Genomic DNA, 25,541 nt, shown 5'->3' with positions numbered 1-25,541 from the left:
GGATGGACAGATTCGGCGGTTCATTAACTATTGTGAAGGGTTGGGTCATCACTTGGCAAGGAGCTTACTTTTGGTCGGGATCTGGAAAACCTCTCTCCAAACCTCTCTCCTACAAGGAGAGAGGCTTTGAATTCTCCCCCTGCCGTGCAACAAAAGCTCTCGCATCCCCTGGCTTCCCCCATATAGCGCTACGCGCTAGGCAATAGGCAATAGGCAATAGGCAATAGTGAAGACAAAAGCTTACCTGAAAAGGGATTGAGCGATTTTAATTTTTCTTGATTTTGTCCTAACGTGTGTGCGTAGTGCTATAGAACAAAATGCGAAGCATCCTTTGGTCTCCCCCATGGAACAAAAAGCGAAGCGACATCTGGCTTCCCCCTTTTGAAGGGGGACGGGAGGGGGATCTATAAGGGGGACGGGAGGGGGATCTATAAGGGGGACGGAAGGGGGATCTATAAGGGAAGGGGGCTGGGGGGTTAGGTTTGATATCGATTTTTCTAGATGGCGTGAAAAGTCAGTGCAAGGAGAAGGGAGTGAGAGTTGGAGTGTAGGAGATTATGTAGGGGCGGGTTTGACTACTATCTCTTTGATTGTACCCAGATGAGACTAAACCCGCCCCGACTCCTCACCCAGCACAAGATTTGAGCAACCAGCCGATCGCAATCCCCAGTCCGCCAAAGCGAACGGCTTGCCAAAAGGGTTCTTTAAACGCACTCCAAGAAAAAAGGCGACTCTCTAGATTGAGTTCAATAGTTTCAAGCTGCTCTTTAATTTGCCGGAGTTCAGCTTTTAAAGCGGGTTGGTTACGGATTTGACGTGGGGATTGTCTAATTTGCTCGCGACGGTGCTGAAGCTGGGCTTGTCGCTGCTGATCCCGTTGGACTTGTGCATAGCGCTCTTTGAGAGCCAAAAGCGATCGCTCGACCTCAGATAACGCTTGCTCAAATTCGTCAGCATCTGGATTTTGCTGATTGGGATCAGAATCAGCACTCATAAAGGAATAGGGAACAGTCGATGGGCGAAAAAAGAGATACAATCGAACACGAAACCCCAGGGGCTTCAGCCGTGGGATTAGCTTAGCAAATTTATATCTAGACCGATGCAATTGACAAAAACTGATAGTCTCAAAGAAGCCAGTACCCTGGAACTTGCCCAAGCCTTGGCAGAACGCTTAGCGATTACGCCCCAAGATTGGCATCGATTCAAGTCAAATCGCCCAGCTAGAGCCAAGGAACAAACAGCGGCGGCTTTAGTCTTTCTGCTCAAAGAACAGCCAGATGAAGCGCTAGCTCGGTTACGTCAGGCGTCAGGATGGCTGGATCACTCGATCTCAGCCCCCCCTTGCCCAACCCATGGAAATCGCGATCGCTAGGGAATCAAGGGTAATCTTGATCTACTCTTCATGTGTTTACACACTCGCAGTTCAGTCCCTTGGGGATTCCAGTGAACTTGATCGAAAATTTGGTAGAGGAGGCATAACCCTCTACCATTTTCGGATTCATCATGGGGCAAACCGTCGTCCGAATTGCCTTGACGACAAGGCGGAGAAAAGCCAGGACCTTGATCTGAGATTATCCACCAATATTCGTCATTGATGACACAAAAGTGAACCATTACGGTCTTACTCGGGTCTAAATTATTGCCGTGCTTTGCCGCATTGACCAATGCCTCTTGGAGTCCTAGTCGGATCTCCGGTCGCCACTTGCGCGGAATTTGCTCGACAAGTAGGTCGAGAATTGGGCATAGGTAAAGGGTAGAAGCAAAGCTAATTGTTCCCCAGTTGCGTTCAACTGGGCGCAAAGATGATACAGCAATCACTTAAAAAACCCCTAACTTTTCGTTGGTGGACTGGATGCATGACACGGGCTATTGCCGTGTTTTTTGATCTCATTTTTCTCAAACCAGACTTTCCACACTCAGGTATGAGTTATCATAAAGGTTTGTCCAGATTTTGTATACTAGCACCCTAATCTTTGAATGCGCTGATCGAATTTTGTAGAATCCTCATGTTCAATCTTGAGTTTCTCTGAACATCAGCAGCTTGGTGAGCTTCTTATGGTTGTGGTGAATACTTTCAACTACTGCCCATTGATTGGTAGATTGTGGTATGATAAGTCAAATTTGCCTCTAGGGGGTAGTTTTTCTCTGAATTCGTTAAAGAATGGACTTTATCTACTATTGTATCGAAATTCTCCTTTAAACACCAGAGCTTTGTTTGAAATGAGGTGAGGGTAAATTGGGGATTCGTCATTCGTTAGGGAACAGGGAACAGGGAACAGTGAACAGTGAACAGTGAACAGTGAACAGTGAACAGGTAAGGTAGAATTTCGAGTCAACTTCCCCAGCTTCCCCAGCTCCCCCAGCTCCCCCAGCTCCCCCAGCTCCCCCAGCTCCTGAACTGATAACTGATAACTGATAACTCCCTCATCCCTCCTGTTTTTCCAAGAAAGCCGCGCACTCAACATGGGGTGTTTGGCTAAAGAAGTCTGCTGGCTGAACGTGGGTTAATTGATAGCCACCTGGATGACAAAGGCATTTAAGATCCCGTGCTAGGGTGGCTGGCTTGCAGCTAATGTAGACAAGGCGTTGAGGCATAACTGACAAAAGGGTTTCAATCACTTGGGGGTTGCAGCCCTGGCGTGGCGGGTCAAGTAATACGATATCTGGCGTGATCCCCAGTTGCGGCAGTACGGTTTCCACAGTTCCTGTTTCAAACTTGACATTGGTAATCCCATTAATATAGGCATTGATTTGGGCTTGCTCCACGGCTGTCCCTTGCACTTCGATCCCCAATGCCTGATGTACCTGTTTAGCTAAGGGTAGGGTGAATGTACCAATACCACAATAGGCATCGACGAGATATTCAGTTCCTTGGAGTGCCAGCTTTTGCCGCATGACATTGAACAAGGCTTCTGCGGCTTCGGTGTTGACTTGGAAAAAGGTATCGGGTCTTAATTGAAACTCTAAATCCGCGAATATTTCCCGCAGATAGGGTTGACCCAGGACACAATGGGTTTGATCACCAAAAATAACATTAGTCCGGTTGGGATTCACATTCACACAAACACCCACCAGGTTAGGATAGCGATCAAGCCAGGTCTGGGCTTGCGTTTCCAGATTGGTTAAATTGGCATCCGTTGTGACTAAGGTTAAAAGCATTTCCCCGGTTCGGCGTCCAATCCGCAGTGACAGGTGACGCAATCGCCCTTGATGACGGCGTTCGTTGTAGATTGACCAACCTTGTTGCTGAATATCCTGCTTGATTTGGGCTAACAGGGGATTTAAGCGATCATCTTGAACGGGACATTGATTCAGGTTAATTAGCTGATGCGTCCCTTTCTGGTAATACCCACCTTGAACTTGACCCGTTGCCGATCGCCGCATCGGATAGGTAGCTTTGTTCCGGTAAGCTAGGGGAGACTCAGCGCTTAAAATCGGGGCGATTTCGATTGAAGTGAAGCCGCCGATACGAGTTAAGGCTTGCTTTAGCAGATTTTCTTTGACTGATCGCTGATACTGGGGATCAACGTGCTGCCACTGACAACCGCCACATTTATCTGCCACGATGCAGTGGGGACGAATGCGATGGGGAGAGGATTCGAGAAGTTGATCCAGTTTCGCGATCGCGTAATTGGGTTTGACACGCACCAGCCTGACGCGGACGTGATCCCCGGTTACCGTATTGGGGACAAAAACGACGCGATTCCCCAACCGTCCGACACCATCACCACTATCATTCAGGTCTGCGATTGTCAGTTCCACCAGTTGACCTTGTTGCCACTGATCAGGGAGAACGGTGGGACGAGGGGACGAGGAGACAGAGTGATCCATAAAAATAAAATGTAGATGTGGGAATAGTGACCAAAGGGATTGCCAAATTGTTACAAAAGGGTTATCGACTCTTAAGCCAGGGCGGGTTTTGTTGCTCAGTTATTGGTCTTAATAGCATTAGTCCCTAAACCCGCCCCTACACTTGGCTTTTTACTTCTTGCGACTGCTAACTTTGGTTACTGCACCTGGAGTACCTCCGCACCCCTACACCTCCGCACTGCGTCTCAACCGAAAACTTTTCGCTCGACTGACTTTATTTGTGGGGTCTAGAGTCGCTAAACTACAAATGTTATCTAAGTTAACCCAATAAGATGAGCGTAGTTAGCCAAGTTATCCTCCAAGCCGACGACGAGCTGCGGTATCCCAGCTCCGGTGAACTGATGGGTATTAAAGCCTTTTTGCAGACGGGTGAGCAACGGATGCGTATCGCTTCCACCCTAGCAGAAAATGAAAAGAAGATTGTCCAGGAAGCCAGTAAGCAGCTATGGCAAAAGCGTCCTGACTTTATCTCACCAGGAGGCAATGCTTATGGGGAACGCCAGCGATCGCTATGCCTACGGGACTATGGCTGGTATTTGCGATTGATTACCTATGGTGTTCTGGCTGGAGGCAAGGAACCGATTGAAAAAATTGGTTTGATTGGGGTCAAGGAGATGTATAACTCTCTTGGCGTCCCCGTCGCCGGAATGGTTGAATCGATTCGTTGCCTCAAAAATGCCTCCTTGGAGTTGCTGAGTCAGGAAGATGCCATGGAAGCGGCTCCTTATTTTGATTACATCATTCAATCGATGTCCTGACTTGAGACACCATTACTTGGTCATCAGGTCACCTTTGGATTGGTGATTCGGGATTCGGGATGGGGAAGCATTTTGCTCATAAGAGAGATTCTCAATTTTCCCAATCACCGCCTCATCTCACCAATCCTCAATGAGTTATTGACAAATCCTTGATGATCAAGTATAAAAAACCGACAGTCTCTATGGGGAGAATCTGTCGGCTATTTGTGTGTTCCCTATTGATGACTCGGCTAGAGTTCAGTCATTAGCTAGTATGCAAAATTAATCCGCCTGAGGATTGCGATCTCGATCAGTGATTGGTTGTGAACTTGATCGTAGCCATTTGTGATGTTTGCTTGTGAGGCGAGATGTATTACACCAACCTAGGCTATGTTGTTTGTCAAAAAACTGCCTTGGACTTCCTTATCGATCTTGTTCGCCACCCATTGCGTTTTTGGCTGGTTGATCGCGGCTTCTGAGTTAATCGCAGATGCGGATAGACCTTGGCTGTTGTGGCTGATGGGGGCAATATATATCGTGTTTATCGATCTATCCCTAACTGCCCCGCTGACGCTGATTCAGAGCGTTTATAGCAGTTGGCTCAAGTCAGATACTCGTGCCTTTATTTCCGTAATTGTGGGCGCTTTTTTAGCCGTGCTGATTCTCTGCTGGATACACGTTTTTGTCCGGATTCTGGTGCTGCTATCAGCCGGGGCGTTAGTGCGGTTAGATTTGCAAGTTGCCAACTTCGGCGAATGGAAAGCTTTCAGTGTTTTGGTCGTCTTCTCCCTGATGGGCTATGGGTTAGGCATAATCGCACAACAGATCGTCAGCAGTTTTTTTTAATCGCTCTGTGGGAGTTGAATTTTCACAGCACCTTCTGGGGTGATGACTACTTTGCCGCCGAGTGCTTCAATCTGATTAATGGCACGTTGACGAGTGCGATCGTCCATGGCGTTTTGTAGCACCATTGACCAAGCACTGACTTGGGCTGATTTGCTTGAGGGATTGCGGGCAAGAAACTGGGCGGTTTGGCGGGAAATTGAGGCAATATATTGACTTTCTTCATCTTCATAAGTGCTTGCCCATTCTGCGGCTTTCTCAAAGGATTGGCGGGCGGCTTGGGCGTCACCCAGGAATAACAGTTCGTCAATTGCCTTATAGCGCCAGATGTAATAGGATTTGGAGGGAACTTGGGGGGAAAGCTGCTGGAGTCCCTCTTCCATTAGTTCTACCGACCGATCTGGCATGCCCGCATAGAGGGACGTGCTACCTGAAAGGAAAAAATAGGCGTCTAAAAAGCGGGGGTCACGGGCTAGAATCACTTCAAAATATTCGGGACTCAGTTGATAGCCGGTGACATCACGAGCTTGATCATCACCAAAGTATTGCAGGAAATTGAGAAAAACCCAATCGGCTAGTAGGTTATCAAATCCGAATGTTGGTACTTTCTGGAGGAGATTTAGGCGTACCTTTTCGGCTTCGATTTGGCGTTGCAGTTCTATGGAAGAAGGAGTTTCGCCTTTGCCTTGGAGTTGATTGAGTTGGGGAATTTGCAACCCCCCCACGGCGACGATACAGAGGAGGGCAATTAGGGAAAGAATGAGATATTGGCGTAGGGGTTGAGAAGATTGGGTCAGCATTTTGGGTAAATGTATTGATTATTCGTTAGGACGGTCTGTAGGGGCGACCCGCCTACATCAATTACAGCGTTTTCAAACTCGATGTGATACACCTAAATAAGAACAGAACAGAGCTGTCCTAGAGTTACTGTACTACACCGTGTTAGAAAGTGCTGTAGAAGGGAGCGATCGCCCGATCTGGGTTATGGCGATCACTCCCTTTAAGAACTGGCTTCAGAAAAATAAAGTACCAGTGAGGAAAGCTGTATTCATCAACTCAGCCAAGCTTGATTGGTATATTCTTAAACCGCAAGTCCCTAATTTGCGCCCAATCAAATTGACGGGAATCGGAATAAGAGAGCGATCGCATGATGGAATTGACCAGAAGGGAACAGGCGATCTTGGTAGGGGCGAGATGCACCTCATCAATGAATCATTACAATCCATTCAAATAGTCAGCTTTTGGATTCTTTCTGTTCACTGATTCGGTGGATGCAGTCCGGCTAAGATAAGTAGACGTCGAAGATTTACGACTCCCGGACGGTTGAGTGCAAGTGCTGCGATGGTGGCACGACCGCAGGGGGTTCGACCGAGTAGTTGAGTTAAATCTTCAGTCCAATCAAAATGCTCTGTCCAATTCTGCTGACGAGGATTGAATAGGGCAATCTCTTGTCCCGTCTTTGGGTCAGGATAAACAGTGCGGGTGTATTTACGACCATTACAGCCGAAACACGCCCAGGCTAGATTTTCAGTAGTGGTTGCTCCGCCTAGTTGTCGAGGCTTAATATGATCAACGGTAAAGCTGTCAGGAGAGAATTCATCTGGGCAACGGCAGTATTCGCATCGATGCTTCGCCCGTTGAGCGATTTCCTGTCTCAGTGCTGTGGGGATTCGTTCATAGTCAGACGGCATGGGAAGGTTGGGATGTCAACTGAATTTGTTGGTTTAAGCGGATTAGGTCAATATTCCTAATCTGCGCGAGTTGGATCAGGGCTTCTAATCGTTTTACTCGCTTCTCCTCTAGCAAGTCTTCGTAACCAATAAGTTCCTGATATTCCGCTTCGCTCAGTTCACCCCATTCACAGCGATCGCGTAATGTGTTTAGATGGATTTGTTCCTCTTCAGAGATATGGCTCTCTATCACCTCAAGCAATCGGGCTTCCTGAGGATTCGCTGTACTCGACTGAGGCGGCTGCGCTAAAAATTCCAATAGCTGCACAACTGCTATCAGTTTGTCCTGAGGTAGCTGTCCAATCAGCGCGATCGCTTTTTGGTGAATATCAGTAGCCGGAGCCATTGTCCATCCCTAAGTCATGGTTAATTCATAGTTTAGCAAATCTTAGGATTGGTTAAGGCTACCCGTAACATTTAATTGACCAGACGAGAACAGGCGATCGCATGATTCAATTGACCGGAAGGAAACAGGCGATCTTGGTAGGGGCGACCCGCCTGCATCAATGAACAACCCCAATCCATTCAATTGGATCGGGTCGCCCTTTACTTAATCAACAATAGCAATACCTTGATCTGACCCCTCCCTAACCGGACCCTTCAAGGGGAGGGAACGACAGGGGCACGTTTCACGTTTAAGGACTGGCTAAAGAAAATCGAGTTAGGAGTTGCTCACGGGATAGCTGAGGTAGTTGTGAGAGGTATTGACTTAACTGTTGGGGGGGTAATGCTAATAAAGCAGAGACTAGTGTTGTCAGTTGAGCATCTAACTCTCCAAATCGAATTTGAAGCAAATTTTCGACAATGAAATGCTGTACTTGTTGGATTGCTGATTCGCTGTTTTCGAGTTGAGATAAATGTAAGAGAAATGGGGTTAATTGCTGAGGGGGTAATGCCGATAACGGAGTGATTAAAGCCGTCAGGGTGGGAGTCAATTGTCCCAGACGAGTCTGGAGGAGGTTTTCGATAATCAGTCGTTGTCCTTGTTGTCTGCCTTGCTGTATGCCTTGTTGTATGCCTTGTTCCATGCCTCGTTGCAGCGCGGCGTCGAGTTGTTGCCGAAATAGGGGTGCTAATGCCATAATTAACTCCCTCTCCTGTTTACCTAAGTTTTGATGGGTTTGTAAGTTCATTTGCAAGTTATACAATAAATCTAGCGCAGATTGACGCAATGGATGGTCTTCTGGTAATGCGCTGATTTCCTCAATCGCTTGCTGTTGGACTCTACCTTTTCCGAGAAGTCTTAACCATAGGGTTTCTGCGGTACGGGGGAGTTGGTGGATGACGACGATGGCTGTTTTGAATGATTCTCCCATGAAGTAGATTCCTTCCAGCCAATTAGGTTCATCGTTTATGGCTCTAAATCCGGCTAATAATCGGCTTGAAGCGGTGGGAGTGAAAATCCACAACTGGGGGAGTTCACTATCGTTAATGGAGGTATTTTCCCGTCGGGCGCCTCGTTCTAATTCTGAATGTAGGTCAAACAGTTTAGACAGACAACTGCGGATTTGACTGGGGGTAACGGCGTTACGAAAGGGTTCAAATACGGCAGGTTTTGTGGCTAGGCGTCCCAACAGTCCCAGGGTGGTTTGGTAGTCACTTGAGACACAAGTGGGGGTGAAGTAAACGTCAACCTCTCGCACTTCCCCAGCAATGTCTCGACTCGTCTCAACAGTTCCGATGGGGGATAAGAGTTGGTCGAGAAAGTATGCAAGCGAATTGGTCGTGAGGGAATCGAGTCATTGGGGAATGGGGATAGTCTACGAATGTAGCTGTCTATCTTACCGGAGTTGGAGAAATTTCGCGATCGCACTAAGAGAGTGTGATTCAACCCATCGCATTGTAGGGGCTATTGACCTGCGCCCTGTAAAATTGACGGAAATGGTCTTAACCTGCGATCGCACAATTCAATTGACTGGAACCGAACAGGCGATCTTGGTAGGGGCGACCCGCCTGCATCAATGAACAACCCCAATCCATTTAATTGGATCGGGTCGCCCTTTACTTAATCAACAAAGCAATACCTTGATCTGACCCCTCCCTAACCCTCCCCTCGAAGGGGAGGGAACAAGATTGACGCTTGCTGGGAATCAGGCTGCGATCGCACGATTCCATTGACCTAAACAGAACAGGCGATCGCACAATTGAATTGACCGCAAGGAAATCGGCGAGATCAGTTAAATGCTTGTGTTATTGTTGTCATTATTAGGAGGCGCGGCTTTCCTCTCCCCATAAGAAACATAGAGGAGGTATCCAGCCGCGAAACATAGATGAAGACAGCAAAATTAGTAATTAATGATGATAATCAGACGGTTATCTTACCCCAAGAGTTCCATTTTCAGGACAACGAAGTTTACATTAAAAAACTTGGCAATGTTTTAATTTTAATTCCTAAAGCTAATCCTTGGCAGACTTTAAGAGAAAGTTTAAACCTTTTTTCGGATGACTTTATGGAGCATCGGGAACAGCCTACCCTGGAAATTAGAGAACTATGGCAATAAGATTTTTGCTGGATACCAATATTTGCATCTACATTATCAGACAAAAACCCGCCAACGTACTCGCCAAGTTTCAAAGCCTCAGTCCATCTGATATTGGCGTATCATCTATTACAGTGGCTGAACTGGAGTATGGAGCTTACAAAAGTCAGCGCCAAGAGCAAAACAGGGCGGCGTTGAGTCAGTTTCTAATGATGCTGGAAATTTTACCTTTTGATGCTAAAGCAACACAGACTTATGGTAAAATGCGAGCCGAATTAGAAAAAATGGGTATTGTAATTGGTGCAATGGATTTACTGATTGCATCCCAAGCACTTGATCGTGGCATCACTTTAGTTACCAATAACGTGAGAGAATTTTCCCGCATTCCCGGCTTGACTTGGGAAAACTGGGTAGTATGACTGGCTGATAAGCTTGGCGCGATCGCATGATGGAATTGACCGGAACCGAACAGGCGATCGCACGATTGAATTGACCGGAAGGGAACAGGCGATCCCCGTAGGGGCGACCCGCCTGCATCAATGAACAACTCCAATCCATTTAATTGGATCGGGTCGCCCTTTACTTAATCAACAAAGCCATACCTTAACGCGACCCCTCCCTAACCCTCCCCTCGAAAGGGAGGGAACAAGATTGGCGCTTGTTGGGAATCAGGCTGCGATCGCACGATTGAATTAACCCAAATAGAACAGGCGATCGCACGATTCAATTGAGGCATTATAAGGTTAGGTGATCGCTCTGGTTAGAGATGTGGGTAGGTTAAGGATAGAGCGAAGCTGTGAACTCAGGTTCACTGCTCAATGCTCAAGCTGGTTAAATTCGGTCGTTCTGGCTAGCTCTTGCTGATTTGAGCGATTAGCCGAGACTTGATTGATTGGCAGATTCTTTTACCTGTAGGTCGGTATGTCGGATAAGAAACCCAAGGAAAATCCCCTCAAACGAATTCTGGTTTTATGCTCAATGGTAGCCTTTCTGGGTTCTACGGGCTATGGGCTATTTGGTCTATATAGTAATGCCCTACAGCAACCGCAGACGACGGCTACCTCGGAAGAGGCGTCGGTTGATCAACAGCTAGCGGCGAAGGAACGGGGGTATGAGTTGGTTTTAGAACGGGAACCGGAGAATCGGGTGGCGTTGGAAGGCTTGGTGGAGATACGGTTACAGATGCAGGATACTCAAAGTGCGATCGCGCCTTTGAAAAGGTTGGTTGAGTTGCATCCTCAGGAGGCAGGGTATAAGGTACAGTTGGAGCAGTTGCAGCAGCAGGTGGGAGAAAAGAGTGAGGAAAGTGGAGAGCGCGATCGCTAAGGGTGGTCTCAGCTAAAAATCACAGACATTTTGAGTAAAAGTTAGGAAACATCGAAAATGCATGTTGAAGAATGTTGTCAAGCATTGTTAGCTCACCTTCTGCCTATTATAGATGAAAAACGAGAAGGAATTTGCATTGATGTTGGTGTAGGAACATTTACATTTTATTGTGAATTGTTTGCCGATCTGGGATTCAAAACATTTGCTGTTGAACCTCTCCCTTGCAATACATTACAGCAGATGTGTCAATTTTATGGCATTACTTTGTTTGAAAATTGTCTGGCAGATATCAACGGAGTTCAGACTCTACATATTGGAACTTTTCAAGGAAATGATAATCTGAATTTGTGTTCTTTAGAAAAAGATTGGTGGGGAGCTTCTACAAAAACTGTACAGGTAGAATGCTTAACTTTAAATAAACTCTTATCGGATATAAATACACAAAAAAGTACACAAAAAATTACCTGTTTAAAACTAGATATTGAGGGAGCAGAGTTAACTGTTATTCGTCAGCTTTTGGAATTACCAGAGTCTTTGTTGCCAAGTGTGGTAATGTTTGAGTACGGAGGAGGTGACAACAGGGAGACTGGTGAAAAAGGATGGTCTCAAAAGTTTTTGGATGCCACATTAGAGTGCCTGGAGATATTAAAGCTTTGTGGATACAGTTTCAGCTTGATAATCGAAGCGTCAAAAGAGGCAACAGAATCTATATTCGATTTACAGAAACATAATTTAGATCCTGACCAAATTTTTAATTCACAGGCAATTTGGGGAAATATTATCAGCTTCCGGAATTTCAGCTATCCATCTCAGCAAATACAAGAGCTTTGCCTTCCTTTTGTCGAAAAAAATGATTCTCATAGCAATGGCATAAATTTAATTAAAAATAGTGGTGAAATTCAAATCATAGAAAAATTTATTTCATCAGGAAGTATTGTTTTCGATATTGGAGCAAATAGGGGAGATTGGACAAAGGAAGTTTTAAATAAGTATTCTGATGTTCACATACATTTGTTTGAGCCTGTGGTTAAGACTTATCACATCCTGCTACAGAATTTAGCTGATTCTATCAAGTTTGGTCAAGTTATCCCTAATAATTTTGCCGTATCGTACAAGGAAAAAGCTGCAACTTTTTTCTATTATGAAAATCATTCGTCTTTGAGTACATTCCATCGACGATTAAGTGTAGAAAAACCATTAAATTTGGAAGAGCCAAAATGTTTTACTACTTTAACAACAACGATTGATGAGTACTGCAAGCATTTGAATGTCAAGCAGATTAATTTTTTAAAAATTGATACTGAAGGAGGAGAACTAGATGTTCTTAAGGGTGCAAAACAATTTTTAAAACGAGGGAAAATTGATTATCTACAATTTGAGTATGGAGGCACTTTCTTAGATGCTGGAATAACTTTAGAAGAGATAGTCGATTTTTTACATAATTACCGCTACTCGATATTTAAAATTTTATCAAATGGGCTAGAGTATCAACCCCAATATTTACCAGAACATGAAAACTTTGAGTACAGTAATTTTCTTGCCGTCAATGAAAGATTCATTTCAACGCTCTTGGGTCATGCACCAACAATGCTTGATTTACAAGAACTCTGTGTTCAGCATTCAGTCGTACCACGAGGCGTTATTTACATCGGAGGATATGAGGGTAAAGAAATCGAATGTTATCAAAAAATGGGTGTGCAAAATATATTTTTTATTGAAGCTAATCCAGATATTTGGCTACAAAAACTGGAACTTGATACCGCCGAATTTAATATCCTCAATATGGATATTCAGGGGGCAGAGCTTTTAGCCTTACAAGGAACAAGCAACTTACTGAAGTATGTTGATGCAATTAATACAAAAGTGAATTATGAAGAACTGTATCAAGACTGTGCCTTAATCGACCAAGTTGATGATTTTTTAGAAAACCATGGTTTTGAGCGCGTAGCAACAACAAGCCCCTACCATCCATCTTGGGGAGATGCTTTTTATGTGAGAATGCCTGTCATTACAATGTCAACATTGGGAAAAAATGGGCGTTTTGCTAATCAAATTTTTCAGTATGCATTTTTGAAAATTTATGCCAAAGAACATAATTTGCGTGTTGAGACACCAACCTGGATAGGACAGTATTTATTTGGGCATAGTGAACCGCCCATTTCTAAGCAGTTTCCTTTAGTTATAGAAGAAACTAATGAGCTTTCCGAAGCTTGTATACCTGCTTATAAAGAAGGATTTCACAATGTAGATTTCTGGGGTTACTTTCAGTACAACACAAAGTACTACGCGCCCCACAAAGAGTACTTTCGCTCACTGTTCAAACCTGTTCCTGAATTAGAACGTAAAATGACAGCCGCGCTTGAACGCTTGCGTTCCAGAGGGAAAACTGTTGTTGGATTGCATCTGCGACGGGGTGATTATGGCTATGAATATTTTTTTGTTGCACCAAATGAATGGTATATAGACTGGTTAAAGGGTTTGTGGGAAACTCTGGAGGAGCCAGTCTTATTCATCGCTAGTGATGAACCCGAAACAGTCATTGGAGATTTCGTCGAGTATAATCCGATAACATCACAAGATTTAGGTATAGGGTTATCGGAAGCCCAGTTTTATCCTGATTTTTACTTATTAAGTCAATGTGATATTGTGGCGATTTCCAATAGCTCATTTTCGTTTGTTGCCTGTATGTTAAATGAGCAGGGTAAATTCTTCTTCCGACCACACCTGCAATCCGAAAAACTGATTCCTTTTGATCCATGGAATAGTGAGACTATTTTAAGAAATGTAAAACCGATAGACTATCCGCTTACTAGCCCTATCAAGTCTGAAGTTGAAGAGAGAGAAGCTAAGCGTTTTGCCTTGCTTAAAGCTAACCTCCTACCTCTAAAACTTAGAAGTGTTAATTTAATTATTTTTCCCGACTGGTCTCAACCAGAGGAATTACTTTTTTCAGAATTGGGAAAAGTTATAGAAACTATTCTGAGTCACCCGGATAAAATTTACATGACTTTGCTTGTCGAATCCAGTAGCCTTTCTGAAGAAGAGGCTGAGTTAGTGTTATCGAGTATCGTGATGAATCTTTTTTGGCAAGAGGATTTGGACGTTACCAATGAGCCGGAAATTGCTTTGATACCAAAGCTACGCCGAATGCAATGGGAAGCTTTATTACCCAGTCTTCATGGTCGAATTATTCTGGAAAACGAAAATAAGCAGATGATCGCACAGGTACTCACCGGAGGAAATTTCCCCTCTTTTGAAATAGACAGTATCAACAGTCAGAGAGCGACCCGATTTAAAAATTTTCGTGACGAATCATGACAAAAAAACGGTAACTGTTGTATGAAAAGTATCAGAAAAAGCCGAGTCCTGTTATCCCATCACTGGTCATTCTTCAATCAACGCCAGCCAATTTTTTCTCATGACCTGATTTACCTAACTAGCTCAAATGATAATCACCCTCAAGTGGTTAATTTACCCGTTGGGTCATGTTTTGATGTTGAAGAGTTGCTAAAACAAGTTTCGCCGAACTGGTATCCAGAACTTTTCATTGCTAAGGTAGATTCATTCTTTAATCTTGTTCCCTTGAACGTAGAGGCACTGAAATGCCCAAAAGTTCTAATACTGGGAGACACCCAGCATGGACTAGATCCCTTGAACCGGATGATTGAGTACGCGAAATCAGAAAAGTATGACCTGTATATTACTGATCATAAGCGTCATCATCTTTGGTATTACTGGTTAGCTGGACTCAAAAACCTTTTCTGGTTACCTGGCTTATTTCTCAATCCTCCCGCGCCAGGTTTTGAACACCAACCGTTTGACGATTATCAAATTAATAAGCATATATTTCAAGGAAAAGCTGTATTTATTGGTCAAGTCGGGAAATATCATCCTAGACGTAAAAAACTTATTGAATATGCAGCCAATTATGTACCTAATTTTATATCCGGTCAATTGAGTCAACAGGATTCATTAAAGGCATTTGCAGCAGCAGATATCTCTTTGAACATAAGCCTCAACGGTGATATTAATCTTCGGAATTTTGAAGTGATTGCATCAAAGGGGTTTCTTTTGACAGATCAATTGACAGATGAGTCTGGTATGGATCTGATCCTAGAAGCTGGTACTGATTATGAAAGCTTTAGTAATCCCGATGATATGGTCAATAAATTATTGTTTTTTTTAAAGAATAAAAGCATTAGGAATAGATATCGTGAGCGCAGCTATACCCGCTATTGCTATGACTATACACCTCAACGCATGGAGCAACGCCTTAACCAGTTACTCCAAGGGGTTTCAATTGAGAAGCGTTTTACAATTCAATCCATTAAGCGCATTCAATACTGTAAGGATATAGAATTCAGCCGTGCTAGAATTAGTTTATATCAGGTGATTCAAGATATTCATCGCGATTGGGAATTTATATCGATATTATTAGATGCCAGGATTAAGTTTACTTCTGCTGCTGATTTTCTCGATTTGCCACGGGTAAAGATTACCATGACAAATTATGAGGATATCTATGCGGAAAGTTTATGTTATTATTTGGAACAATCGGGTAACACTCACCGAATATCTTTTGCCAAAGATATTCAAGATATTCATGGATTTAATGTCATTGTTACCTCAATCTGCGAACCGCGTTTGCTATCGCAAATTCCCAACGCTGATATGATCATCATATCAAATGATTACGATGGATTGGAAAGAGTCTTGCAGTACAGCGAGTTCCAAAGGATTTTATCTAGTCAAGTAAATAATTTTGCAGGTGATTTTTTTGTTATTAGCAGAAAACATCTACAGTCTTGTGAGTTTCAGTCTAATTCGCCTAATGTCGGCTGGAAATATCTAGATATTGGACAAAATAGGCAGTTAAATGACCTTATTAATGAGTTTAATCTAAGAGATATTAATATAATTATATTTCCCGATTGGAGCCAATCAGAAGAATTATTATTTCAGGATGTATCAAGGGTACTCCAAGAACTCGCAACTCTTCCTCATAAAAGTCAGATTGCGTTACTGATAGACACCAGCAACATTTCTGAGCAGGATGCAAATCTATTTTTATCGGGTGTTACCATGAACCTGCTTATGCAAGAAGATTTAGATGTGACTGAAGGACTAGAACTATCTTTAGTGGGAAACCTAGATAAAATGGAGTGGGAACTTTTATTGCCACGCATTCAGGGACGGATTGCTCTTGAGAATGAAAATCAACAGGCGATCTTACAATTAGGGGCTCAAATGGTTCCCCTTCTGGGAATTCGATAGCTTTAGCAGCAGTAGGCAAGCCATTCAGCTAGAAATTGAAAGCTGGAATTTCATCTCCCTTTTTCCCTGCCAGTTACCTCAAATTATTGCTTGCAACATACCTTTGCCACATTTGCTCATAAGCTTTCTCCATCTCGCGGGTAAACTGCTGAGCATTCCATAAAGGTGCTGTATGTCTTGATTTCCTTAGTTTCCAAGCAATTTTTTGCCGTAACGTCTCGTCTTTCCCCAAGCGGATACCCCACTCTACATACTCTTCATCAGTCCAAGCGATTCCCTCAGTTAAACCTGCATTCATCATCATCGTATAGCTATTACGCGCCGCAAATTGTTGTCCAACTCGCGTTACTAAGGGAATGCACATCCAGAGTGTTTCTAAAGTTGTCGTTGCCCCGTTATAAGGATAGGTATCAAGTACAACATCAGCAATGCTTAAGTTGGCTCGGTGAGTTACTTCTAAACTAACGTCTGGTAAAAACCGCAGGCGATCACAATCCACTCCTTCTTCTTCAGCAATCTGCTTAAAGAAGTTTTTAATGGATTCCTTATCACCATAACCTTTAACCACAAAGTAACTATTCGACACCTCTTTAATAATTCTCATTTGTAGTCGTGCTGTATCTGGATGCCGTTTGAAGCCCCTCTGACTACTAAGATACACCACTGCATCACTGGGAATATCTAACTGATCGCGCCGGATGTCTGGTACAGCTACCTCAAACCCATCAATGGCTATATAAGTTTGGGGCAAGCGCCAGATTTTCTCTGTGTAGTAATCCTGAGCTGAATCTGGCAATATATAGGGATCGGCAATGAAATAATCAATTGAGGGAAGTCCCGATGCATCCCAACCCAACCAAGTGACTTGAACGGGTGCAGGTTTAAGCGCCATTGCTTCACAACTAATATCTAGCGTGATACTATCAAGATCGATCAAGATATCAATTTCATCTTTATAAATTTGGTCAGCAATTTCTTTGCTGTTTACTCCAAATTTGTAGGCTTTTAATGTGTTGTTGATATACCATTGCTCTATCGGATCATTATTTTGACTGTTATTGATCATATAGGCATGGACTTGAAACTTGTCGCGGTCATGATACTTAAATACCCATCGAGCTAACCAGCCTACAGAATGCATTTTAAAGCAATGCGACAAGTAGCCAATCTTGAGCGGTTGAGTAGAAGGAATAACAACGGGTTTTGGGACAGATCGTTGGCGGTATCGCTCTACATATTCCTTGGCATAAACTTCAATGTTAGCTTGAGCAAGCTGAGTAACTTGATTCTGAATTAAGCGATTATTTTTGGGTTCATCTTTAAAGTAGGGCAAGAAAAAGATTGAACTAAACAAACCCAAAGTATCACCAAAAGGAACAGACAGGGGTTTTTCCTCAATCAACAGCGACAGGAGCGATTTATGCTGCTGGAAAAGCAAAACGGCTTCTTGCCAACGTCCGCCCGAACTCATCAAACCTCGGAGAATTAGATGACTTGAATAAATCTGCTGGGGCAAGGTTTTGGCGAGAGAAAAGCACAATTTCCCGGTCTCTATCCCCTTATCATATTGATTAGCGTTCTGATAAAATGAAGCCAGATGTGCTAAAACATCTATTCTGTGAGCATCTAAACGCAGACATAACTCAGCTAGGCGGGCTGCCAGATCAGGTATCTTGACAAAATAAGCGATTCTCACCGCGACAGGCAGAACTACCTGAATAAACTCACTAGGCTCATTGATATAAGCCAGACAAGCTTCTGCTAGTTCAGACACTGAAGGAGCCAGCGGATCGTAGTTTAATGTATTTTGCAATACCTGTAACAATAAATCATGTTTAACCTCCACGCCTTGTTTCGATTGGAGGAGCTGAATTATTCCTAGGGAAGTCAAGGCTTCTCCAGTAAATGTCTCAAGCTTGATAGACAGTTGAATAATCTGCAACAGATTATTAATATCACTAGGGCTAATTTCCCGTATATGCTGACGGATTGCCCAAGCCATCCCATAGTCTGTAAGCTCCTCCCGTCGTTCGGCTTCTGTTTGTAGAACCTGAATCAGTTCAATTGTCCACAAATCGACTTGTTCTGCCTCCCCCTCCCCTAGGGCTAATAGCCAAGTGATCTGGGCTTCTGCTTCTTGCCCTTGCAACAGCAACATCAAACCCAAATTCCAGTAATGAGATTGGATGTCTGGTTCTGCTTCAATAAGCTGTTCGTACAGACTTTCTGCCTTATTGTAGTCTCCTTTAATTAGACTTTGCTCTGCTTGCTGCTGCCAGTTAGCCAGAACTGTTGAAGAAGATTCAGTCATTATTGTTGTGTCGTACTCAGTCTTTCAGTGGCAAGTACCAATTACAGCACTTTTCAGGTTTATGGAATACAAAATTGTATCCACTTGCTTTTCAGCTAAAACATGGTCTATAGTCAACTAACTTGAAAACCGCTGTAAAAAATTATAGCACTACGCAGACACGTTAGGACATCAGTTAATCCCAGTAATGACCTGATAACAGGCAAAAGGGAAATGTAAGAATGTCCTAACCTGCCTTGGTAAGGCTATACAAGTAAATCTTTGAATTACATCAAGCAAAGCGGGTAGAAGACTCTACCCACTCCCTAAGGGGATTTTACCTAATCAGGCAAAAATCACCATCACTAAGAGATTTCTGTCTTACGACTCTAAATTCGCATAATTACTAGTGCATGTTGGCGCACCCGCCGTTCCTGACGCTATAAAACCAATTGCACCAACTGTTCCTGTTACATCCGCAGGAGTACTAGCAGCCACTGGCGCTTTGTTAGCTTGGCACAACACGGCTAATGTAGTCGCTTCCCCTGTACCCTGTTGGGTTCCAACTTGTACGCCTCCTACAAATGCTCTAACCGTGGCATCTACTCCCTTTATTGGTGCGCCAATATTAGCAACTTTAGTATTGTCGCTTGCACCGGTATTACCTTCAATGATGTACCGATAGTTTGTGGTTTCGGTTGCAATACCAAGACCTAATTTACTGATATCAGTCGTTACACCGACAAAGTCACCTTTCTCCAGGTAGTAGGCTTGCTGGGCGCGATTCATAGAACCTGTGTACTGCTTCGCTTCCGACTCCTTCGCTTTGTTAGCCTGGTTCAAGAAGGATGGCAACGCAATAGCAGAGAGAATACCGATAATGATAATAACAACGAGCAGTTCAATCAGCGTGAAGCCCTGATCCTGCTTCTTTTGATTGAGGTGTTGTATAAACTTAGCTTTCAGTTCAGTCTTCATGAATAGTTCCTCTCTAGGGTGGGGGTGTCCGACTTTAACTCCTGAACCTAACTTACCCATCTACGATCCATTTCTTATCACCCTCGCCGAAAAATTTTGCTCAACGCTGGAAATATCTCTCAAACCGATCGCTCCAACATCACATATAGAAAGACTTCCAGCTTCCTTAAGAGTTGTTTAACCTCCTCAAACGCCGTCTGTTCACTCACAGGTGCCAACGTCACTAGATCCAACGGTCTAATTTTCAGCCAGCGTTCCACAATAGCTTTAACCAGCACAGATCCATCCCACAGAGGTAGCAGACAAGCTGCCACTGTACTATCTAACTCCACAGGAGCCAAGGCTGGCAGTGTCACATAATTACTGATCACAAACGGCTTCTGCTCAGTAATACACTTAAGCAAGTCTTCCCGCACCTTAGCACCCTTCAACTGAGGATGCAGATGAACCCAGGCTTTTTCCCAATCCGACTGCTCCCACTGCTCAACAGGAACAAACAAGTCGGCTTGACTGGGATGAGCGCACCAGAAATCCAACAACCGATGTATAGGATGGAGAAGTTCATAAAGATGCAACCGTTCTTCTAACGAAATTCCTGGTAAACTCATCGCCCATAAAGCGGGTAAGTTATCCGGTTCTTGAAACAAGTCCGTGACATCCCAATATCGCCAGTACACCATACTGACAAATTCCAAATCTGCCTCTCTCAAAGCGGCAAACATTTCCGGAATCGTATATCCCTTATCACCCACCAGCAGATGATTAGACAAGAGTGCTGCTCTTCCTTCTGGGGTTTCATAACTTGGATTCCAAGCCCTGGCTTTGAGTTCAACACCATTCTTCAGTGCTTTCATCGTTTCGATGGCAACCTCTATTTCCATATCTTCTGGGTTGCCATCCATCAAACCCATCGTTTTAAAGAGTTCTTGAGCGCGAAAATAGCCAGATCTCTGGATAGCACTGTGTAGATTGGTGCGAATAATTCCCTGGGGCTTTAGAACTGACTTCATCGCCTTGAGAGCCGCAAATATATCCGGAATCAGATAAAGCACCTCATCATTGTTAATATAGTCAAATTCCTGCCCCAGACTAGCTAAGTCATAAATTGACAGGACATGGAACTCGACATTCTCAAATCCATGATGCTGTAACCGTTTCCGCGCTAGCTTAACCGATTCTTCAGAAATATCAATCCCAACAATTTTAGCGCCAGGATTGGCTTCAGCCAACATCAAAGCCTTGTAACCACTGCCACAGCCAGCATCCAGAATAACTTTTCCTTGGGTATCGATAACTTTTTGGTGTCTTAAATAATAAGACGTAACTAGATTATGAATATAGAGAGCATTCAAGTCATCTTTCGGAGACTGATCGAGGGGAACTCTCGGATAAGGTGCCTTTTCAAACTGCTGGCGAATTTTTTCAATAATTTCAGGCGATAGATTGTCCATATTTGAATTTCCATATCAAACGTAAGTTTGGCATAGTAAGCTTTGCGTGTAAGGGCGCAAGGATGGTGCCCCTACGGGATTAATCTATCACATTCGGTCTGCCACTCCAGTCCAGGGGATTTTTCCGGTAGCCACAGCACGAAACACTGATTACACGGATTTATCGAAACGGTAGGGGTGGAGATGTGAGAGGTTAGCCCCACTGATGTCACAGACAGATACAGGTGTGAGAACATAATTAAATTATTCGATTGAGACAGATATGAAACGGTTTTCTGTGTCAATCTGTGCCATGTAAGCGTGAGTCTACAGCAGAATGTGATTCAATCTGTGTTTTATTTGTTATCACAAAGAGTCTAGAGCAACTCCTAGCGCTGACAATCTTTCCTCTAAGCTATTAGAGATACCAATAGGAAGCGAAGCGAGCGCTCACTACGAACGGCGCGATCGCTCTTTTTGTCTCCCCGTCTGCCACATTATGGATCGAGTTTATAGGCAGGCACATTTTCCCACGATGAAAAGTATACCATGAATAAACACGCGATCGCGCTTCTACCTTAAAGCTACAAGCCAAATATCTAATTACGATGAATCAGTCTGTCATACTGATCATGATCTCCTATCCATACCCAAATAAAGTCAGAACCATCTTCTACGGCTAAAGCTCTACAACTTAATCCAATCCTTGCTGACCAATACTTTCCCACCTTTTTGAAGTTTAAAGATGGATGATTAGGATCAGCTTTAAGTAAATCATAGCTTTTTCTTGCCTGACGCTGAACCGTCTCTGGTAAGGCGTAAAAACGTTGCCAGAATTTCGGGGTTGTTCGATGATGCACTTACAAGTTTCCTAGTTTTCCTTGAGACTTGGCTGTCATTGCCTCTTCCAGCAAAAAATCCAGTTTACCATTAGCACTATCCGCCTCAATTTGCTGATCCCAGATTTCCCAATCTTTTTGAGCAAACCACTCTCTCAATCGCCGGAAATCCTCCTGGGAGAGCGCTTCAATTTCCGATTGAATCTGTTCGACTTGTTTCATTTAACGTCACGCTTGAGCAATCCACCTCTATCATTTTATCGCGTCGATGCGATCGCACTCCTCAATCCACCCGAGTTGAAACTCCCTGATCACCCAATTTTCCCCATGAGCAGCTCAATCCTACCCGATATCGCAACAATGCGAGTCTTGGGTGCGATCGCTTGAACGTCTTTGTGTGTCAATCTGTGTCATTTAATCATGAGTCTACAGCAGAGTGTGATTAAATCGGTGTCCTCTGTGTTATCACGAAGAATCTGGATCAACACCGAGCGATCGCAATCTTTCCTCTAACCGATTCAAGATGCCCAGCCAGGATGTGCGATCGCTCTTTTCCTATCCCCGTCTGCCACCTTATGTATCGAATTTATAGGTATGCACATTTTCCCACGATAAAAATTATACCATGAATAAACACGCGATCGCAGGTCAGCAGGAAAAAATTAACCAGGCTTTATAAATACCAATTTTCAATTGGCAAGTCATTAAAATTAGCATAATCAGATACATTATTAGTCACTAAAATTAACTGATTCACCTTAGCAATTGCCGCAATTTGACTATCTGCAAACGAGGGGGTTTTGCCCAGTTTAACCAAACGCGATCTCTCGTGGGCGTGCCATTCGGCGGCGGCTTCGTTGTAAGGTAAAAAAGGTAATTTCGCTTTGACTTCTTCCTGAAGATATTGTTCTAACGCTTGACGCTTTCTTGATGGTGGCAATCGATTCAAACCGAATAACAGTTCGTGCCAGACTATCGTTGCTGTTGACATCTCTCCAGTATAACGGGATAAATTTGCCATAACCCTGGCATTAGGCTTTGGCTTCATCGGTTCAGATATTATATTACTATCTAGCAAAAATCGAAGCGTCACAAATTCACCTCGCGTCCAGGAGATTTATCGCGCACATCGCCAAAAATAGCATCAACATCAATATCTAGTTCAGCGATACTATACCTGAGCCTAAATTCCTCTAACTTGTCACCAAACTTGCCTTTATCCTGATTGATTAGAGTATCAATAATTTCAATTCTCACGACTTGACCTTCAGGAATATCCAGACGTTCTGAAAATTCTAACGTTTGACCGCGTTTAATCGCTGTGATTTGCATAATGGACTCTCCCGATTTGGAAAAATTATAACAGAAACAGATAACCGAGTTTAGACTCACTGAGAACCCAATTTTCCCCATGAGCAGCTCAATCCTACCCGATATCGCAACAATTGTGTCTTGGGTGCGATGACTTGAAACATCTTTATGTGTCAAGAAAGCGTCATTTAACCGTGAGTCTACCACAGAATGCGATTCAGTCGGTGTCTTATGTGTTACAGCAAAGAATCTGGATCAACAAAAGAGCGATCGCAATCTTTCCTCTAACCGATTAGAAATGCCCAGCTAGGATGTACGGTGCACAAGCGAAACGAGCGCTCACTACGAACGGTGCGATCGCTCTTTTTGTCTCTTCGTCTGCCACCTTATGTGTCGAGTTTCGAGTTTATAGGCAGGCACATTTTCCCATGGTGAAAAGTATACCATGAATTAACTACGCGATCGCCGTCAATCTGTGTCATTTAACCGTGAGTCGTCTGGAGAGTGTGATTGAATCGGCGTCTTATGTGTTGTAACAAAGTTTCCAGAGCAACTCCAAGCCCTCTCGGTATATTCAATAGTCTGTCCACTTTTACTTTGTGCTGTACCATTAAGGATAAGATATCCGTTAAATTAGCAGCCAACAATGTCAACCCTTGAATTTACCGCCAAGGTACAGGATGGTAAGATAGAAGTCCCCGAAGCCTATCGGCGACTCCTGCAAAATATTGACTGTGTAAAGATTACCATAATCTCAAACAGCCGAACTACTGAAGTCGGCATGATTGCCCACCTAATCCATAACCCAATTCCACTTAAGACTTTTGTTCCTTTAACCCGAGAGGAGGCGCATGAACGAGGCTAGCGGCACGTATTTTATTGATACAAATATCTGGCTGTATGCGTTCTTCCAGACTGAATCCGGAACAAATAAGCAAAAAATTGCTCGTTCTCTCATTGAGAATAAAAACGTCGTTGTTAGCACTCAAGTTATTAATGAAGTTTGCGTCAATTTAATTAAGAAAGCGTTAATGAGCGAGACAGAAATTCAGCCGCTCATCCAAGATTTTTATACCCAGTGTCAAGTTATCGAGTTTAATTGCCAGATTTTGATGAATGCCTCTCGGCTTCGCCAAAGTTACAATTTATCCTTCTGGGATAGTTTAATTGTTGCTTGTGCTTTAGAAGCCGGAGTAGAAACGCTTTACTCGGAAGATATGCACAATGGGTTGATTGTGTCTGAACACCTGAGGATTGTCAATCCTTTTGAGCCGAGTGAAGGTTGACTCTCAGATACACGAGGAATGCCTAAGAGAGAATCGTGCGATCGCTGAAAACATCAATCTGTGTCATTTATGTTATCACAAATAATCTGGATCAACGCCTAGCGATCGCATGAGCTTGCTGCATCCGTCAGGTGCATTTGATAATGTAGGTAATGTAAGGGCTCCTCGCTGCACTATTGTTAGGGTACATCCTTTAATGTAATCGAAAAAGCCCGAATCTTTTGTTCACTGGTTAGAAACGATAACTTGGTGGGTTACGGCTCCTAGATAATTAAATGATTTGTTCTCTTAATTGAATACCGCCTAACCCACCCTACGGCTTACGGTTGATGGGGGTCTATAGGTAGGCACATTTTCCCACGATGAAAAGTATACCATGAATAAACACGCGATCGCATTCACTAATGACAATTTCTATCTCAACCGTCGTACCTCTTCTAAACTCAAGCCTGTGATTTGACTAATTGTCTGTTCATCTAAAACCCCAATCATTTTCCTAGCCATTTCTACTTTAGATTCCTGAATCCCCTGTTCTCGTCCCACTTGAATTCCCCTTTCCATTCCCTGTTCAACTCCTTGTCTCAAGGCTAATTTTATCGCATTCCGTTGGTCATGAATATACATTTCCCTCTGTTCTAGTGCTTCTAACTCTTCACGAGTCAGATTCGCTTGATTTGCCACTTCAAACGCCTTGCAAATTTCCGGGACTTGTGCCATTGTTTCCGGTATCGTCTCTAATCCTCTAGCACATTTGATAAAGTATATCCATTTATCGGCTAAGGTTTCTAATTCATCTAACTCTTTGGTAAATTTAGGTAATTCAACAAAGACTAACTCCAAATCATTAATCAGGTAATCCGTTAACACCTTCTTTTCTTTGAGAACAAAATTAGAAATCACCTGAGGTAAATCCTCAAACATTTCAAAATCAGTCAGCGTCAAGGCTATCACCGGATTCAATAAGGTATAATCCTCTCCGGGTTGCAATTGAATTGAATAGGCTTTGGCGGCGTTATATAAGATCCGCTTCTCAAACCCTGCTAAATTCAGGACTTGCATCTCAATAATCACCGTTGTCTCATCGGTGAGTTTGGCTTTAACATCCAGGAACGTATCTTTAATCCCCTGAATCTTCGGAGCCAGATAA

At 43.6% G+C, this 25,541-nt stretch carries 28 protein-coding genes; 13 read left to right on the top strand and 15 right to left on the bottom strand.

Going from position 1 to position 25,541, the window contains the following annotated elements:
- Positions 1–625: 625 nt before the first annotated feature.
- Positions 626–994 carry a DUF2203 domain-containing protein gene (locus RID53_RS22410; RefSeq protein ID WP_446390207.1) on the bottom strand — a complete coding sequence of 123 codons (369 nt, stop codon included), beginning with the start codon at positions 992–994 and terminating at the stop codon, positions 626–628.
- Positions 995–1,099: 105 nt separating this feature from the next.
- Here RID53_RS22410 and RID53_RS22405 point away from each other — a divergent pair, with 105 nt between their 5' ends.
- Entirely contained in the window at positions 1,100–1,372 is a 273-nt protein-coding gene (locus tag RID53_RS22405) for a DUF6439 family protein (RefSeq protein WP_446390206.1), read from the top strand.
- On the opposite strand, the gene RID53_RS22400 is transcribed toward RID53_RS22405, so the two are convergent.
- Both RID53_RS22400 and rlmD read right to left on the bottom strand, forming a co-directional pair.
- A complete protein-coding gene (locus tag RID53_RS22400; RefSeq protein WP_157453202.1) occupies positions 1,369–1,815 on the bottom strand; it encodes an ATP-binding protein in 447 nt (148 codons plus the stop codon). The genes RID53_RS22405 and RID53_RS22400 overlap by 4 nt on opposite strands.
- 609 nt (positions 1,816–2,424) lie before the next feature.
- A complete protein-coding gene (rlmD, locus tag RID53_RS22395; RefSeq protein ID WP_446390205.1) occupies positions 2,425–3,831 on the bottom strand; it encodes a 23S rRNA (uracil(1939)-C(5))-methyltransferase RlmD in 1,407 nt (468 codons plus the stop codon).
- A gap of 311 nt (positions 3,832–4,142) precedes the next feature.
- Between rlmD and RID53_RS22390 the strand changes: the two genes are divergently transcribed.
- Positions 4,143–4,628 carry an allophycocyanin subunit alpha-B gene (locus RID53_RS22390; protein WP_044207711.1) on the top strand — a complete coding sequence of 162 codons (486 nt, stop codon included), beginning with the start codon at positions 4,143–4,145 and terminating at the stop codon, positions 4,626–4,628.
- Between the two features lie 369 nt (positions 4,629–4,997).
- Positions 4,998–5,453, top strand: a complete 456-nt coding sequence (locus RID53_RS22385) for a hypothetical protein (RefSeq protein WP_446390204.1) — start codon at positions 4,998–5,000, stop codon at positions 5,451–5,453.
- Here RID53_RS22385 and RID53_RS22380 read toward each other — a convergent pair.
- Positions 5,450–6,250, bottom strand: coding sequence for a hypothetical protein (locus RID53_RS22380; RefSeq protein ID WP_446390203.1), 801 nt, complete (start codon positions 6,248–6,250; stop codon positions 5,450–5,452). The genes RID53_RS22385 and RID53_RS22380 overlap by 4 nt on opposite strands.
- Before the next feature lie 184 nt (positions 6,251–6,434).
- On the opposite strand from RID53_RS22380, the gene RID53_RS22375 reads away from it, so the two are divergent.
- Positions 6,435–6,713, top strand: coding sequence for a hypothetical protein (locus tag RID53_RS22375; RefSeq protein WP_446390202.1), 279 nt, complete (start codon positions 6,435–6,437; stop codon positions 6,711–6,713).
- Here the strand turns inward: RID53_RS22375 and RID53_RS22370 are convergent.
- The 3 genes from RID53_RS22370 to RID53_RS22360 form a co-directional block, all read right to left on the bottom strand.
- Entirely contained in the window at positions 6,707–7,141 is a 435-nt protein-coding gene (locus RID53_RS22370; protein ID WP_446390201.1) for an HNH endonuclease, read from the bottom strand. The genes RID53_RS22375 and RID53_RS22370 overlap by 7 nt on opposite strands.
- Positions 7,131–7,526: a hypothetical protein gene (locus RID53_RS22365; RefSeq protein WP_446390200.1), complete on the bottom strand. Its 396-nt coding sequence runs from the start codon at positions 7,524–7,526 to the stop codon at positions 7,131–7,133. Before RID53_RS22365 ends, RID53_RS22370 begins: the two co-directional genes overlap by 11 nt.
- A gap of 289 nt (positions 7,527–7,815) precedes the next feature.
- Positions 7,816–8,823, bottom strand: coding sequence for a flagellar assembly protein H (locus tag RID53_RS22360; protein ID WP_446390199.1), 1,008 nt, complete (start codon positions 8,821–8,823; stop codon positions 7,816–7,818).
- Between the two features lie 10 nt (positions 8,824–8,833).
- On the opposite strand from RID53_RS22360, the gene RID53_RS22355 reads away from it, so the two are divergent.
- The 6 genes from RID53_RS22355 (at position 8,834) to RID53_RS22330 (ending at position 16,260) form a co-directional block, all read left to right on the top strand.
- A complete protein-coding gene (locus RID53_RS22355) occupies positions 8,834–9,145 on the top strand; it encodes a hypothetical protein (RefSeq protein ID WP_446390198.1) in 312 nt (103 codons plus the stop codon).
- A 305-nt stretch (positions 9,146–9,450) separates the two neighbouring features.
- On the top strand, positions 9,451–9,681 hold the full coding sequence (locus tag RID53_RS22350) for an antitoxin (protein WP_446390197.1): 231 nt from the start codon (positions 9,451–9,453) through the stop codon (positions 9,679–9,681).
- The gene (gene vapC / locus RID53_RS22345) at positions 9,678–10,079 is read left to right on the top strand and encodes a type II toxin-antitoxin system tRNA(fMet)-specific endonuclease VapC (protein WP_446390227.1); all 402 of its coding nucleotides are present in this window, start codon (positions 9,678–9,680) and stop codon (positions 10,077–10,079) included. The genes RID53_RS22350 and vapC overlap by 4 nt, the downstream gene beginning before the upstream one ends.
- A 502-nt stretch (positions 10,080–10,581) precedes the next feature.
- Positions 10,582–10,986 carry a tetratricopeptide repeat protein gene (locus RID53_RS22340; protein WP_446390196.1) on the top strand — a complete coding sequence of 135 codons (405 nt, stop codon included), beginning with the start codon at positions 10,582–10,584 and terminating at the stop codon, positions 10,984–10,986.
- A 57-nt stretch (positions 10,987–11,043) separates the two neighbouring features.
- Entirely contained in the window at positions 11,044–14,304 is a 3,261-nt protein-coding gene (locus RID53_RS22335; protein WP_446390195.1) for an FkbM family methyltransferase, read from the top strand.
- A 21-nt stretch (positions 14,305–14,325) separates the two neighbouring features.
- The gene (locus RID53_RS22330) at positions 14,326–16,260 is read left to right on the top strand and encodes a glycosyltransferase family protein (protein WP_446390194.1); all 1,935 of its coding nucleotides are present in this window, start codon (positions 14,326–14,328) and stop codon (positions 16,258–16,260) included.
- Positions 16,261–16,333: 73 nt separating this feature from the next.
- Here the strand turns inward: RID53_RS22330 and RID53_RS22325 are convergent, their stop codons facing one another.
- From RID53_RS22325 to RID53_RS22305, 5 genes are all read right to left on the bottom strand, one after another.
- A complete protein-coding gene (locus RID53_RS22325) occupies positions 16,334–18,571 on the bottom strand; it encodes an O-linked N-acetylglucosamine transferase, SPINDLY family protein (protein ID WP_446390193.1) in 2,238 nt (745 codons plus the stop codon).
- Between the two features lie 360 nt (positions 18,572–18,931).
- Positions 18,932–19,528, bottom strand: coding sequence for a type IV pilin-like G/H family protein (locus RID53_RS22320; RefSeq protein ID WP_446390192.1), 597 nt, complete (start codon positions 19,526–19,528; stop codon positions 18,932–18,934).
- Between the two features lie 119 nt (positions 19,529–19,647).
- A complete protein-coding gene (locus RID53_RS22315) occupies positions 19,648–20,979 on the bottom strand; it encodes a methyltransferase domain-containing protein (protein WP_446390191.1) in 1,332 nt (443 codons plus the stop codon).
- A 578-nt stretch (positions 20,980–21,557) separates the two neighbouring features.
- Positions 21,558–21,818: a ParE family toxin-like protein gene (locus RID53_RS22310; protein ID WP_446390190.1), complete on the bottom strand. Its 261-nt coding sequence runs from the start codon at positions 21,816–21,818 to the stop codon at positions 21,558–21,560.
- A complete protein-coding gene (locus RID53_RS22305) occupies positions 21,819–22,019 on the bottom strand; it encodes a hypothetical protein (protein ID WP_446390189.1) in 201 nt (66 codons plus the stop codon).
- Between the two features lie 12 nt (positions 22,020–22,031).
- Here RID53_RS22305 and RID53_RS22300 point away from each other — a divergent pair, with 12 nt between their 5' ends.
- Positions 22,032–22,184, top strand: coding sequence for a hypothetical protein (locus RID53_RS22300; RefSeq protein ID WP_446390188.1), 153 nt, complete (start codon positions 22,032–22,034; stop codon positions 22,182–22,184).
- A gap of 286 nt (positions 22,185–22,470) precedes the next feature.
- Here RID53_RS22300 and RID53_RS22295 read toward each other — a convergent pair whose 3' ends face one another.
- Positions 22,471–22,890 carry a PIN domain-containing protein gene (locus RID53_RS22295; RefSeq protein WP_446390187.1) on the bottom strand — a complete coding sequence of 140 codons (420 nt, stop codon included), beginning with the start codon at positions 22,888–22,890 and terminating at the stop codon, positions 22,471–22,473.
- On the bottom strand, positions 22,887–23,129 hold the full coding sequence (locus tag RID53_RS22290; protein ID WP_446390186.1) for a hypothetical protein: 243 nt from the start codon (positions 23,127–23,129) through the stop codon (positions 22,887–22,889). Before RID53_RS22290 ends, RID53_RS22295 begins: the two co-directional genes overlap by 4 nt.
- A 625-nt stretch (positions 23,130–23,754) precedes the next feature.
- Between RID53_RS22290 and RID53_RS22285 the strand changes: the two genes are divergently transcribed.
- Both RID53_RS22285 and RID53_RS22280 read left to right on the top strand, forming a co-directional pair.
- Entirely contained in the window at positions 23,755–23,973 is a 219-nt protein-coding gene (locus tag RID53_RS22285; protein ID WP_446390185.1) for a hypothetical protein, read from the top strand.
- Entirely contained in the window at positions 23,960–24,394 is a 435-nt protein-coding gene (locus RID53_RS22280) for a PIN domain-containing protein (RefSeq protein WP_446390184.1), read from the top strand. The genes RID53_RS22285 and RID53_RS22280 overlap by 14 nt, the downstream gene beginning before the upstream one ends.
- A 414-nt stretch (positions 24,395–24,808) precedes the next feature.
- Here RID53_RS22280 and RID53_RS22275 read toward each other — a convergent pair.
- The coding region (locus tag RID53_RS22275) for an Rpn family recombination-promoting nuclease/putative transposase (protein ID WP_446390183.1) at positions 24,809–25,541 on the bottom strand (733 nt) is incomplete at its 5' end.

The sequence above is a fragment of the Coleofasciculus sp. B1-GNL1-01 genome (genome assembly GCF_040220235.1).
Classification (GTDB): domain Bacteria; phylum Cyanobacteriota; class Cyanobacteriia; order Cyanobacteriales; family Coleofasciculaceae; genus Coleofasciculus.
Note: the sequence above shows the minus strand (reverse complement) of the source record. Positions and strands in the feature narration are given on the sequence as shown.